This window comes from Chryseobacterium angstadtii (genome assembly GCF_001045465.1).
GTDB lineage: Bacteria > Bacteroidota > Bacteroidia > Flavobacteriales > Weeksellaceae > Chryseobacterium > Chryseobacterium angstadtii.
Genome location: NZ_LFND01000006.1, coordinates 398,241 through 411,585 on the forward strand (window position 1 = coordinate 398,241; position 13,345 = coordinate 411,585).

Genomic DNA, 13,345 nt, shown 5'->3' on the forward strand with positions numbered 1-13,345 from the left:
AATCGTTAACGTTGGAGGAATGTTACCGTCTGGCAAAAGAAAATTATCCTGCAGTTAAAAAAATAGATTTAGTAGCAAAGTCTGCCGACTATACGATCAGGAATGCCAACAAAAAGTTTCTACCTCAATTCAACATTTCGGGACAGGCAACCTATCAATCACAGGTCGTCAATTATGCCGAACTGCTCGGAGGAAGTTCATCTCCTTTGGGGGTAGACTTCCCCACTTTCAGCAAAGACCAGTACAGGATACAGGGCGAGGTGGAGCAAATGCTGTTTGATGGTGGAAATACCCGTTTCCAAAATGAGATCACCAAAGCCAATGCACAATTACAGAAACAGAACGTTGAAGTGGAACTGTATGCAATAAACGACCGCATCAATTCCATTTTCTTTTCTATCTTCTTACTGGATGCACAATTGGAACTCAACACCCTGAAAATAGACAACTTACAAACCCAATTAGACAAGACAGAGGCGGCATACAAATACGGAACGGCTTATGCAAGCGACGTAAACGAAATCAAAGCCGAAATTGAGAATACCAAATCTACAAACATTGATTATCAGGGGAACCGTTCGGCTTTCTTAAAAATGCTTTCCATTTTTATCGGTAAGGAAGTGGCATCTTCTTCAGAATTGGTAAAACCCGAACCTGTGCTGTTATCAGAAACCATCAACCGACCGGAGTTGAAAACCTTCGATTTGCAGAAAAGCATGTATGAGACACAGACAAAACAACTGAGATCAAGCTATCTGCCCACATTCAAAGCCTTTTTTCAAGGGGCTTACGGAAGACCTACGCTTAATCCCGTTTCTAATGACTTTGGAGCGTGGTATATTACAGGTATACGTCTGAACTGGTCGCTTGGAAGCCTTTATACTATAAAAAACCAACGGGCCATGTATGATCTGAACAGCCAAACTGCCGATGCCGACAGGGAAACCTTTATACGCAATGTGAAAATGGACATTGCCCAACAGGATGAAAATGTACGAAAATATACAGAAATGATGGGACAGGACGAAAAGACCATTGCATTAAGGGAAGCAGTTACCCAATCGGCTTCTGCACAGCTGGCAAACGGCGTCATTACCACCCACGAATACATCCAAAAAATCAATAACGAAAATGCGGCAAAGCAAAACCTTATTCTTCATCAAATACAGTTATTACAGGCACAGTATAATGTAAAGTTCAAATCAGGCAATTAATAATAAACGTAAGAAAATGAAACAGATAATAGTATTTATTTCAGCGGCATTGTTATTCAGTGCCTGTACACAGAAGAATGATTTCGATGCTTCGGGAAATTTCGAGGCGGATGAAGTCATCGTATCGGCACAGCAAAGCGGTGTATTGCTTTCTTATGCTGTAAAAGAAGGCAACCCACTCAAAGCCGGAGATAACATTGGGCGGATTGACGTTAAAATCGTAGAGCTTCAAAAACAGCAGACCGAAGCCAGTATAAACGCTTTGAGTGAGAAAACGTTGACAACCAATGATCAGACGGAATTGGTACGCCGTCAGCTTGATGTGCAAAAATCACAGTTATCCCAGCAGTTACGCGAAAAGACACGAACCGAAAATCTGGTAAAGGCTGATGCGGCCACACGTAAACAACTGGACGACATTAATTCCTCGATAGACCAGTTACAAAAGCAGATTGCAGTAACGGAACAGCAACTGAAGCTAAACACCTATAACACCGATACCCAAAACCGCAGCATATTAAGTGAAAAAGCCCCAATGGAGAAAGCTGCAGCACAGTTTCAGGAACAAATAAACAGAGGACAAATCATTAATCCTATTAACGGAACGGTATTGACCAATTATGCCCTGCAAGGCGAAATGCAGACTGTGGGCAAGCCACTTTATAAAATAGCCAATACAGAAACGCTTGATTTGAGAGCCTACATTACTGGAACGCAGCTTCCGCAAGTTAAAATAGGGCAAAAGGTAACGGTAAGGATTGATAACGGTAAAGACGGCTATAAAGAATACAAAGGTTCCATCACCTGGATTTCCGATAAATCGGAATTTTCACCCAAAACCATTCAAACCAAAGACGAAAGAGCCAATCTCGTTTACGCCATTAAAGTACATGTAAAGAATGACGGCTATCTGAAAATAGGAATGTACGGGGAGGTTTTGTTTAAATAGTCAACAACTAAAAAATGAGTTCAGTAAGTGTAAAAAATATAGTCAAAACCTACGGAGGTGTAAAGGCTGTAAACGATATTTCTTTTGATGTGCAAAAGGGCGAATTGTTCGGACTAATTGGTCCCGATGGAGCGGGGAAAACGTCTATATTCCGTATTCTTACCACCCTATTACTTGCCGATAGCGGAACTGCGACGGTAGAAAATTTCGATGTGGTCAACGATTACAGGGAAATCCGTAACAGGGTTGGCTATATGCCGGGTCGGTTTTCGCTGTATCAGGATTTAACGGTAAAAGAAAACCTGACTTTTTTTGCAACAATATTCGGGACAACCATTGAAGAAAATTATGACCTCATTAAAGACATTTACGAACAGATTAAACCTTTTAGCGACCGCAGGGCCGGTAAACTTTCAGGAGGTATGAAACAGAAACTGGCCTTGTGCTGCGCCTTAATCCATAAGCCTGAAGTTTTGTTTCTGGACGAACCCACCACAGGAGTAGATGTGGTTTCAAGAAAAGAGTTTTGGGAAATGCTCGACAAACTGAAAAAACAAGGTATTACCATTGTTGTTTCTACCCCGTACATGGACGAAGCCACCTTATGTGACCGCATTGCGCTGATACAGAATGGTATTATTATGTCCATAGACACGCCTGATCATATCATAAGACGATTTCCAAAGACGCTGTTTGCTGCCAAAGCAGATAATATGTACAAGCTCCTGGAAAATTTGAGGAATAATACCGAGGTAGAAAGCTGCTACGCATTTGGAGAATACCTGCACCTCACACTGAAAACAGATGATACAGATCCTTCGACAGTCATGCAAATTGTGAGAGATCAAAACGTTTCAGGACTTGAAACAAAAGTAGTAACACCGACTATTGAGGACAGCTTTATCCGTTTGATGAATGAGAACACCCATGATGAAGCATTAAAAGAAAAAGCCAATGGAAAATAAAGCAATTATCTGTAAAGGATTAACCAAACAATTCGGTGATTTCAAAGCCGTTGACGGTATTTCCTTTGATGTTGAGCAAGGTGAAATTTTCGGTTTTCTCGGAGCGAATGGTGCCGGAAAAACAACGGCAATGCGTATGCTCTGCGGGCTTTCCTATCCCACATCCGGCCAGGCCACAGTAGCAGGTTTCGATGTATATAAACAGCAGGAAAATATCAAAAAAAATATTGGCTACATGAGCCAGAAATTTTCACTGTATGATAACCTTACCGTATTAGAGAATATCGAGTTTTATGGTGGTGTATATGGCGTATCAAGACCCGACATAAAAGCACGAAGCAGTGAACTCATTACCACACTTGGGTTGGAAAAAGAGGCCAAAAAGCTCGTCAGCGAACTGCCTTTGGGCTGGAAACAGAAACTGGCTTTTTCAGTAGCTATTTTCCACCGTCCGAAAATTGTGTTTTTGGATGAACCTACAGGAGGCGTTGACCCTATTACCCGCAGGCAGTTTTGGGATATGATTTATCAGGCAGCAGAAGATGGCATCACGGTATTTGTCACTACACATTATATGGATGAAGCCGAATATTGCAACCGTATCAGCGTAATGGTTGACGGACGTGTGGAAGCATTAGATACCCCTACCAATTTAAAAAATCAGTTCAATACCCATTCCATGGACGAAGTATTTTATCAATTGGCAAGAGGAGCGAAAAGAAAATCGGATTAAGATGAAACAACTATTTGCATTTATAAAAAAGGAATTTTATCACGTATTCAGGGATAGGCGTACTTTATTGATCCTCTTCGGGCTTCCCATTGCGCAAATCATACTTTTTGGTTTTGCATTGAGCAGCGAGGTGAAAAATATTGGTATTGCCGTCCTGGACAATGCCCGTGATCTACAATCTCAGCAGATTGTCGCAAAAATAAATTCAAGTTCCTATTTTCAAATCAAACCACCTGCCCTGAACTATCAGGAAATTGAACGGCGCTTTAAAGAGGGTGAAATAAAATGTGCCATCCTGTTTCCGGCCAATTTCGGTTCAGACTTATATAAAACAGGCGGAGCACAGGTTCAGGTTATAGCGGATGCTTCCGACCCTAATACGGCAACGACGGTAACCAATTATCTGAACGCTATTATCGGCAATTACCAACAGGAACTTAACCCCACGGCAAAACCTTCCTACCAAATCATTACTGAAACGCGCCAGTTATACAACGAGGAACAAAACGGTTCGCTCAACTTCATTCCCGGCGTAATAGCACTGATATTTATGATCGTGAGTACCGCCCTTACATCGGTGTCCGTGGTACGTGAAAAAGAATTGGGAACCATGGAAATTTTATTGGTATCCCCCTTTAAGCCTATCATGGTATTGATTGCTAAAGCCGTTCCTTATCTGGTGCTTTCGCTCATTGATTTTATCATTATTTTATTGCTCTCTGTATTCCTCCTTGATGTGGAAATCAGGGGAAGCCTTTTGCTCATTTTTGCAGAAAGCATCCTGTTTATCATTACTTGTCTTTCTTTAGGCCTATTGATTTCAAACCTTACCAATTCTCAACAGACGGCTATGATGATATCCATGATGGGGATGATGTTGCCTACCATGTTGCTTACAGGGTTTATGTTCCCTCTGGAAAATATGCCCAAAGCTTTTCAGATAGCTTCTTATATCTTACCCTCAAAATATTATTACACCATTATAAAGGCGGTCATGCTCAAAGGGCTTGGCTTTAGCTATGTGTGGAAAGAAACGCTCATTTTGGCAGGAATGGCAACCGGCTTACTGACCTTGACATTAAGAAAGTTTAAAATCAGATTATCATGAAAATATTGCGTTTTATATTACAAAAAGAATTCCGGCAGATATTCAGAGATAAGACCATACTGGCCATGATGTTTGTAATGCCAACCGTTCAGCTTATCATCATGCCATTGGCAGCCAATTTTGAGGTGAAGAATGTCAATGTGGCCTATGTTGATCAGGACCATAGCACATACTCTCAAAAGCTTAAAAACAAAATAGCATCATCAGGTTATTTTAAGATGGCAGATAATCCAAAGTCCTACAAAGAAGGATTGGAAATGATTGAATATGGTAAAGCCGATCTGGTGTTGGAAATTCCGTCCGGTTTTGAAAAAAATCTCATCCGTGAGGGAAGCCAAAAGATCAATCTTTCCATTGACGCCATTAACGGGACTAAAGCTTCCTTAGGCAGTGTTTATCTATCGTCTGTCATCAAGGATTTTAACAGCAGTCTTGATGTCAATATAAAACTGCCCAATGGAGCAATGACAGCTCCTGATGCAAAAATCACCGTAGCAAGTTCCAACTGGTATAATCCGAGAGCGGAATACAAGTACTATATGGTGCCTGGCATTTTGGTACTGTTGCTTACACTGATTGGAGGTTTTATTACCGCGTTGAATATTGTTAAAGAGAAAGAAATAGGCACTATTGAGCAAATTAATGTAACCCCTATTCAAAAATGGCAGTTTATTTTGGGTAAGCTCATCCCTTTTTGGATTGTGGGCATGATTGTGTTCACTATTGGGCTGACAGTCATGTATCTCGTTTACGGCATTTTTCCTGCAGGCAGCCTGTTGGTTCTTTACGTATTTGCAGCAGTTTATCTTGTGGCGCTACTAGGCTTGGGCCTGCTTATTTCCACCTTTGCGGATACCCAATTACAGGCTATGTTCATCGCTTTTTTCTTTATGATGATATTTATGCTGATGAGTGGTTTCTTTACAAGCACCGATAGTATGCCGGACTGGGCAAGAACAATGTCTGAGTTTACGCCGGTAACACATTTTATAAAGGTGGTAAGGCTGATTGTATTGAAAGGAAGCGGTTTTGCCGAAGTAAAAAATGAATTGGGCTATCTCGCCATTTTTGCCCTGGCACTGAACGGATTTGCCATTTGGAATTACAGAAAAACGAGTTAGAGATCATGCAATACAACATGTATGAAACCGAAACAGGAAGACTTTACGGAAACACATTGAAAGCCAGCTTTAAAATAAAAAAAACCGCTTTGAAAGCGGTTTTATATATTAAGTAATTATAACTTACAATTCTAAGAAGCTGTAATCAATAGAAGCTACTAAAGGACCTGCTCCAACCATCTTTTTGGTTCTTACAATTTCTCCGTCTATCCAAAGATTAACCACCAGTTCCGAATCCGGGTTAGGAAGGTCTGCTTTCGCATCAAGATTAAGCTGTGCCTGGCTTGAATTCACGAAAAACTCACCACTTGACCAGGTTGTTCCTACAGGATCGAAAATATCGGTTTTAGTAGTACCTACCTGTGTTACGATAGCTCTGATAACTCCTCCGGTAGTAGTTTTCACTTCAAATTGAACAACGTGATCTGCAAATTCTTCATCATCATCCTTTTTACAAGAATTCACCACAGTAATTACAGAAAATAATAGAACGAATAAAAAAGAAAGTCTTAGTAAACTTTTTGATTTGTAAAATTGCTTCATTTCTCCAAATAGATTTTTAATGTTTCAAATATAAGTTTTTTATTAATATAAAAATAACTTTTATGAAAAATTTCCAACAAAGATTTCCAAATAATATCAAATCAATAAAAGCCTTGTTTCACGGCGAACCTGTCTTTAAGCCTAACTTCCCTCCCCATCCTTTGTAAAAGTAAAGCTTCACTGTTAGGAGACATTACAATATGATTTATTAATTATATTTGCTGTATGAATTTAGATTATATAGTAAGAGAACCGGAACATATTACACCCAACACCACTGTCCTTTTTATGCTTCATGGCTATGGCAGTAATGAACAGGATCTTTTCAGCTTCAGGGAAACGCTTCCTGCCGAGTGGCTTATCGTAAGTTTCAGAGCCCCTAGAGATACCCAGTTTGAGGGGTATTCATGGTTTGATATTGATTTTAACAGTCCTGATAACTTTATTGATGTTCCCCAGGCTAAAGAATCTCTGAACGGAGCGCTGGAAAGCATTCTGAAAATAGTTAATCATTATGGAGTTACCGAAGGAAAGGTTCATTTGTGCGGATTCAGTCAGGGTGGTATATTATGCTATGCGCTGGCTTTAAAACATCCGGATATGTTCAATTATGTAGCCTGTTTGAGCAGTTATCCCGAAGAAAAGCTTCTGGATGGTATTGTAAAAGATAAAAAGAAACTGGAAAGGCTACGTTTTTTCGTATCACACGGGTCAGACGATGCTGTTATCCCTTTGGAATGGGGAAGAAAAGCGGCAGACCTTCTGTATGATCTGAGCTGCTATTTTACATTCAGAGAATATATGAGCGGGCATGGCGTTAACCAGAAGAATTATATGGATCTGATGGATTTCTTTTCGAAATAAATAATCATTCATTTTAAACAAATTCAATCTACATCAACAATCCGTTGTAATTTATACAAACATTCCTGCATTTGGAATGTTTTTTCATTGATAATAGAGATTATTTCACTAAATTCAGTAAATGAAACATAAGCTTTTTTTACTGGTCTTGTTCTTCAGCATTTTTTTCAGTGCCCAGAATTCTTTTGAGCTTCTCAATACTAAAAAAGCAGTGATCCCTTTTAAGCTTATCAACAATCTTATCTTCATTCCCATCAATGTTAACGGAGCTGAACTTACTTTTATGCTGGACACGGGAGTGGCGGAAACCATTCTTTTCAGTCTGGATAATAAAGAAATCAAATTTCTGAATGTAGAAAAAGCAAAATTTTCAGGACTGGGGGGGAATGTAAGCATAGACGGTTTTAAATCTACCAACAATGTGGCGAAGATAGGCGATCATATTATCAATCCGTCCATGCTTCTTTTTATTGTGATAGATGAAGAATTTAATATTTCATCCCACATCGGAATTCCGGTGAATGGTGTGCTTGGCTATCATTTCTTCAAGAACCATCCGATTTCAATAGATTATTCTTCAAAAAAAATAACCATTTATGAGGACAATGAGTCTGAACAGTTTAAAAAGAAAATAAGAAAATTTGATGTATTGCCCATGAGTATTGAAAAAGATAAACCTTATATTTTTGCTGATGTGGAAATGACGAACGAAAAGAAAAGTTCAAAGCTGCTTATTGACCTCGGTAACAGTGATGCCATATGGCTCTTCCCTACCCTCATCAAAGATTTTGTCTATAACAGACCTAATATTGATGATTATCTTGGCCGTGGATTCAACGGGGATATTTATGGTAAAAGAAGCCGGATCCATAATTTTTATCTTAATGATTTTAAATTTGAAAAGCCACTTACGGCGATGCCAGACGAATATTCCATTCAGCACGTTAATCTCGTAAAAGACAGAAAAGGATCTGTAGGAGGAGAAATAATGCGGAGATTCTCTATCATTTTCGATTATACAGGAGGAAAGCTATACCTGAAAAAGAACAGAAACTTCGACGATCCTTTCCATTTTAATATGAGCGGACTGGATTTTAAGCAGGACGGACTGGAATGGCAGGAAGACCGAGTGAAAATCGAGCCTAAAAAAACATCTGAAACCGGTTCTGAAGTTACTGCCAATAATAATTTTCAGTATAAATTCTTTTTAAAACCTATTTTTTCAATTGCAGGAATAAGAAAAGACTCACCCGCATTTAAGGTAGGATTGCTGAAAGACGACCGCATCATCACCATCAACGGAAGTAAAACCTCGGATATGACCATGGAAAAAATTATGGAACTGATGAAATCTGAAGAAGGACGGAGCATTACTATGGTGATCCAGAGAAAAAACAAGGAAATGACCTTTCATTTTGTATTAGAAGACCCTATCCCGTATCAAGAATAAAGTATGAAAACTGAAGAAAGTACCATAGATAAAATAAGAACCCGCCCAAGATTCAAGATGTTTACCCATCTTACCAAAGAAGAATATGCGGAGAACTTAAAAGAATATCTTGCCAACCATAAAGATGAATTTTCCGGAAACATCAATAAAGAAGTAGCCACCATCTGGGTAGCCACTGAATATGACAGCTACTGGAAACCCAGGCTTGCTTTACGAGTGGAAATTGAAGATGACGAAACAGCTATACGGGGCGTGTTTGGTCCCAGTTCTGCCGTTTGGACCTTTTTCATGTTTCTGTACTTTTCGTTCTCTATACTGTGGATGACCTTTTTTACAATGTATTACGTAGAAAAGCAGATAAAAAGCGCCGAGTTCCCGTGGGCCCTGAGCGCTTCATTTGTTATGGTGCTATTCATTCTGCTTACCTATGCAGCTGCCAGATTCGGGCAACACAAAGGGAAAGAAGAAATGCTTAAGCTCAGAAGATTTGCTGAAGAATCTACTTTACAGTTCGAAAAGAAAATTAATTAGCAGGAACTTCTTCAGATTTTTCGTTTTGGACAGGAGGCGCCATCGCTTTAGCCATTCGAATGGAATCTGCCACTTTCTCCCTGTTGTCCTGTTCTCTGATCATTTTTTCAACATTGGGTTCCAGAAGCTTCGTCATTTCCTCCACTGAAATATTATTAGCATTAGGATCATCCAAAAGCTTTCTCCACGGTTTTCTACCACCCCATTTATAATCCCCGAATACCATCACCGGCGTTCCTTTCGCTTTCGTAGTGGCTCCACCCGGATTCAGGATCCAGGTATCTGCATAAGAATAAAGCCATTGGGCATCTTTCATCAGCAGACGCAGACAGGAATGTGAGGCAGGATATCCCGGAAGGTCATACTGATGCCATCCGATCCCTCCGATATTATGGATATTGAAATTATAAGGAAGTTTCCATTCGCTGCTTACCGTAGAAATAGACAGTTTCTTTTTCCAGTTGGCAAAAGTAAGTCCTCGCGTGGTTTGGGCTGCTTTTTTTCCCATACTCGTAGGTCCCCATTTTACAAGGCTTCCATTGGAATATACTCCATAAGCCTGTATAGGATAAGAAAAGATAACGAATTTTTTCACTCCGCTGAGGACATCCAGCTGCATGGGAAAAGGCGAATAAGACATCAGTGTAGTATCTATTTTCGCGGGAACCACCAATGTATCAGAATTCCATTTGTTTTTAGAATCTAGCCTGTTTAAAGCAAGAATGGCATAACGTTCCTTCTCGCTGTATTTTTTACTGAATTCCGCGTATACGGAATCTCTCAGTTTTTTATCTTTCGGAAGAACAAAGGCATTATAAAAACCATTTTCCTGCATGGCAGGCGGAACAGATTCTTTTTTCACTACAGAATCCTTCTTAATGGAATCTTTTTCTACTTCCGGCGTTTCCGATGAGGAAACTGTATCTTTAAAAGTGTCGCTTATTTTTTCAATCTCCTTCTTACATGAAACCAGCATTGCGGCACAGAAACAGGCGTATAAAAATATTTTTTTCACAGGTATGTTTTTCATAGATAAAATCGGTCATTTAGTTTGGTTACCCATTGCAAATATCAGACCTAAATTTGAATCATAAAAGACCTTGTAAAAAATACCGTAAAAAAACGGTAATTAAGATTATTGGTTTACAACAACTTATTGGTTTTAGCGAAAGCCAGAGCTTCTGCAATATTATTGACTCCAATTTTATCGAAGAGTTTTTTACGGTGAAATTTCACGGTATCCGCTGAAATAAAAATTTTATCTGAGATTTCATTGATCGTCAGCCCGCTGGCATACAGACTCAGGATTTCGTATTCTCTTTGGGAAAGCTTGATCTTTTCCTCTTTTTCCCATCGGTTGGCTTCCACATCATATTTCCAGAACGCTTCCGAACCTTCTCTGCTCACTACAACATTCCCGGAAGATGTGTTATTGGAAAGCGAAACAATGCACAGTGCTTTCCAGATCTGGCCTTCTTCGGTGAGGAACATAGGGGTAAGCTTATGATTAACAAGAACCTTATTCTTCTTACTGTTAATAAGAGAAAAATCATAAGAAATGCTGTACAGCTTCCGTTCGTGTACGGGAATATTCTCGTAGAACTCGAATCCGGCTTCATTAATCTTAATTAAAAGCTCTACGTCTTCAGGTTTTACATTCTGAAAATAGAAAGCATAGCCCAGTTCTTTTACTTCTTCCGAAGATTTTCCGCACAGAAACAATGGATTTTCCGACACATAATCGAAAGCCCTGGTCTGATAATCTATTACATATAAACTCTGATAAGTGAGTCTGGAAAAGGCTTTTACCGCCTCAAGATATTCTGAAGCCTGGCTGCGGTCTATATCCGCATCACTGCGAACCTGATTTTTATCGTTAAAAAATTTATTTATTTCTTCCATATATATTCCTTAGTATCTCAAAAAACTACCCTAAAGTGTAGTATTGATCATCCTTAAACAAATCTACACAAAAGTGTAGTGGTTATCAAAGCAACGTGGTATAATTTTGCGAAAAATAACCTTTATTCTGTACGTAGAAACAATTTAATGGCCCGAAAAATGAAAAATATTTCTTTTTACACCGTGTTTATTTTATTTACAGCCTGGGTTATTTATATTTCTTCTTTCCCAATCACGAAAAACAGAACCTCCTATTGTGATCAATGGGAAATTCCTGCGGATAAAAATGTGAAAATTACCAACCCATTAAAAGAAAGTCCTGAAGTCACTCTATCTGTTTCTTCACCGGAAAATAATTTAAATATGCCAACAATAACCATGAAATAAATAAAGTAGCTGCCTGTAAAAGATTCGGTCCACGTTAAAGTAGATTTCAACCATGAAGTTTTTATCGTAAATAACCCAAACTCATTGCATGAGATGCAATTCAGACTGAAAATATTAAATAACAACGGCCGAATTAAAGCAGCCTTTAAAGATCAGCTAAAAATCAGAATTAATTTCTGAAGTAAAAAAAACCACAAACTGATTGAAACATCATATCAGCTGATCTCAAAATATTACTGTCTTCCTGACAGTAATTTTTGTTTTTAAGAAGTAAGGGTTTCCCGCAGATTAATCAGATAGAGCAAATTTTCTTTGTCCTCTGTTTGAAATTTTATACCGAAATCCGGCCGGACTTCTACTTGCGGGCAATCATGATTACATGTGTGGCCACGCTTTCGTCATTGTTGATATATGCTTTACTGAACGTGTCGGTAAGTCTGAAAGATCCATGCCTGATCATTTCTGCCAGTTCTGTCGCCGCATAATAATAAAAATAAACACGGTCTCCACTGCTTCCGGTTAAAAAACCGGATTGTTCATAATCTCCTTCCTCAAAGCTACAATAAAGGATTCCGCCCGGTGCCAGTAATCGATACGCATCGCCGATCAGTTTTTCTACCTCTCCCTGGTCAAGGTAAGGTATGCAGAAACCACAAATAATACCGTTATAGGTTCCAGCAGTAGCAATCATGCTGATATTCCTTACATCCATCACCCGGAAACGGGCCCGGGTATTGAGCTTTTCTGCTAATGCGATCATGTTGGGGGCCATGTCTACCGCCTCGATCTGCCAGCTGGGATTCCTGTTGAGCAGATAACGGGTTATATTGCCGGGACCGCAACCCAATTCCAGGATACGGGCATCTTCTTTAGCAATTGCAGCTGCAAAAGCATCATACGTATCATCGTATAGATCCAGGTCCATAAACTTGCCCGCATAAAGCCCGGCAACGGAATTCCAGGTATTAAATGTTTCGGTGTATTTATCCATGGTATTGAACAGCTAGTTATCAGTATAAATATACGATATAAAAAACAGCTCCGAAAATGGTTACCGGAAGCAAAATGATTTTGTGCTCCTTACCTGATGCTCTTTAGAAGTGATGACATTAAGATCATCATTATAGAGACTTAGTTGTTGTTGAGTCCACAGCTTTTGTACCTAACCCTCCATCCTTAATTTTAGATCAATCGAAAATCCTCATCATAAGTACAAAAAAAATCCCTCCAAATAATTGAAGGGATTTTAAAAATATCTTGCGATCCGGACGGGACTCGAACCCGCGACCTCCGCCGTGACAGGGCGGCATTCTAACCAGCTGAACTACCGGATCAATTTTTTTAAAGTAAATTGACAAAACTTCTGCGATCCGGACGGGACTCGAACCCGCGACCTCCGCCGTGACAGGGCGGCATTCTAACCAGCTGAACTACCGGATCAATTTTTTTAAAAAGAAATTGACAAAACTTCTGCGATCCGGACGGGACTCGAACCCGCGACCTCCGCCGTGACAGGGCGGCATTCTAACCAGCTGAACTACCGGATCTAATTTTTTTTAAAAGTAAATTGAAAAACTT

The 13,345-nt window shown here is 39.5% G+C and carries 14 protein-coding genes and 3 tRNA genes; 10 read left to right on the forward strand and 7 right to left on the reverse strand.

The window, feature by feature from the left end:
• Positions 1-11: 11 nt before the first annotated feature.
• The 6 genes from ACM46_RS18435 to ACM46_RS18460 are packed head-to-tail and all read left to right on the forward strand — an operon-like array spanning position 12 to position 6,090.
• Positions 12-1,214 (forward strand): TolC family protein, encoded by a 1,203-nt coding sequence (locus ACM46_RS18435; RefSeq protein WP_048508152.1) that lies wholly within the window; start codon positions 12-14, stop codon positions 1,212-1,214.
• A gap of 16 nt (positions 1,215-1,230) precedes the next feature.
• Positions 1,231-2,163, forward strand: a complete 933-nt coding sequence (locus ACM46_RS18440; protein WP_048508153.1) for an HlyD family secretion protein — start codon at positions 1,231-1,233, stop codon at positions 2,161-2,163.
• A 14-nt stretch (positions 2,164-2,177) separates the two neighbouring features.
• Positions 2,178-3,128 (forward strand): ABC transporter ATP-binding protein, encoded by a 951-nt coding sequence (locus tag ACM46_RS18445; protein WP_048508154.1) that lies wholly within the window; start codon positions 2,178-2,180, stop codon positions 3,126-3,128.
• Positions 3,118-3,861, forward strand: coding sequence for an ABC transporter ATP-binding protein (locus ACM46_RS18450; RefSeq protein ID WP_083997456.1), 744 nt, complete (start codon positions 3,118-3,120; stop codon positions 3,859-3,861). Before ACM46_RS18445 ends, ACM46_RS18450 begins: the two co-directional genes overlap by 11 nt.
• A 1-nt stretch (position 3,862) precedes the next feature.
• A complete protein-coding gene (locus tag ACM46_RS18455; RefSeq protein WP_048508155.1) occupies positions 3,863-4,969 on the forward strand; it encodes an ABC transporter permease in 1,107 nt (368 codons plus the stop codon).
• Complete coding sequence (locus ACM46_RS18460) at positions 4,966-6,090, forward strand: ABC transporter permease (protein ID WP_048508156.1); 1,125 nt, start codon at positions 4,966-4,968, stop codon at positions 6,088-6,090. The genes ACM46_RS18455 and ACM46_RS18460 overlap by 4 nt, the downstream gene beginning before the upstream one ends.
• A 123-nt stretch (positions 6,091-6,213) precedes the next feature.
• Here ACM46_RS18460 and ACM46_RS18465 read toward each other — a convergent pair whose 3' ends face one another.
• Positions 6,214-6,633 (reverse strand): hypothetical protein, encoded by a 420-nt coding sequence (locus ACM46_RS18465; protein ID WP_048508157.1) that lies wholly within the window; start codon positions 6,631-6,633, stop codon positions 6,214-6,216.
• Between the two features lie 225 nt (positions 6,634-6,858).
• On the opposite strand from ACM46_RS18465, the gene ACM46_RS18470 reads away from it, so the two are divergent.
• From ACM46_RS18470 to ACM46_RS18480, 3 genes are all read left to right on the forward strand, one after another.
• Complete coding sequence (locus ACM46_RS18470) at positions 6,859-7,497, forward strand: alpha/beta hydrolase (RefSeq protein ID WP_048508158.1); 639 nt, start codon at positions 6,859-6,861, stop codon at positions 7,495-7,497.
• A 121-nt stretch (positions 7,498-7,618) separates the two neighbouring features.
• Complete coding sequence (locus ACM46_RS18475; RefSeq protein ID WP_048508159.1) at positions 7,619-8,947, forward strand: retropepsin-like aspartic protease; 1,329 nt, start codon at positions 7,619-7,621, stop codon at positions 8,945-8,947.
• A 3-nt stretch (positions 8,948-8,950) separates the two neighbouring features.
• Positions 8,951-9,478 carry a hypothetical protein gene (locus ACM46_RS18480; protein WP_048508160.1) on the forward strand — a complete coding sequence of 176 codons (528 nt, stop codon included), beginning with the start codon at positions 8,951-8,953 and terminating at the stop codon, positions 9,476-9,478.
• Here ACM46_RS18480 and ACM46_RS18485 read toward each other — a convergent pair.
• Positions 9,471-10,493 carry a L,D-transpeptidase gene (locus ACM46_RS18485; protein WP_241486054.1) on the reverse strand — a complete coding sequence of 341 codons (1,023 nt, stop codon included), beginning with the start codon at positions 10,491-10,493 and terminating at the stop codon, positions 9,471-9,473. The two genes, ACM46_RS18480 and ACM46_RS18485, sit on opposite strands and share 8 nt — an antisense overlap.
• A 128-nt stretch (positions 10,494-10,621) precedes the next feature.
• Positions 10,622-11,380 (reverse strand): response regulator transcription factor, encoded by a 759-nt coding sequence (locus tag ACM46_RS18490; RefSeq protein WP_048508162.1) that lies wholly within the window; start codon positions 11,378-11,380, stop codon positions 10,622-10,624.
• A 159-nt stretch (positions 11,381-11,539) separates the two neighbouring features.
• On the opposite strand from ACM46_RS18490, the gene ACM46_RS18495 reads away from it, so the two are divergent.
• Complete coding sequence (locus tag ACM46_RS18495; protein ID WP_131707622.1) at positions 11,540-11,767, forward strand: hypothetical protein; 228 nt, start codon at positions 11,540-11,542, stop codon at positions 11,765-11,767.
• A gap of 355 nt (positions 11,768-12,122) precedes the next feature.
• Here the strand turns inward: ACM46_RS18495 and ACM46_RS18500 are convergent, their stop codons facing one another.
• The 4 genes from ACM46_RS18500 to ACM46_RS18515 all read right to left on the reverse strand — a co-directional run bounded on the left by ACM46_RS18500 (position 12,123) and on the right by ACM46_RS18515 (position 13,314).
• Complete coding sequence (locus tag ACM46_RS18500) at positions 12,123-12,758, reverse strand: class I SAM-dependent methyltransferase (RefSeq protein ID WP_048508164.1); 636 nt, start codon at positions 12,756-12,758, stop codon at positions 12,123-12,125.
• A 269-nt stretch (positions 12,759-13,027) separates the two neighbouring features.
• Positions 13,028-13,101 (reverse strand) — tRNA-Asp (locus tag ACM46_RS18505).
• 32 nt (positions 13,102-13,133) lie between these two features.
• A tRNA-Asp gene (locus tag ACM46_RS18510) sits at positions 13,134-13,207 on the reverse strand.
• Positions 13,208-13,240: 33 nt separating this feature from the next.
• Positions 13,241-13,314 (reverse strand) — tRNA-Asp (locus tag ACM46_RS18515).
• Positions 13,315-13,345 lie beyond the last annotated feature (31 nt).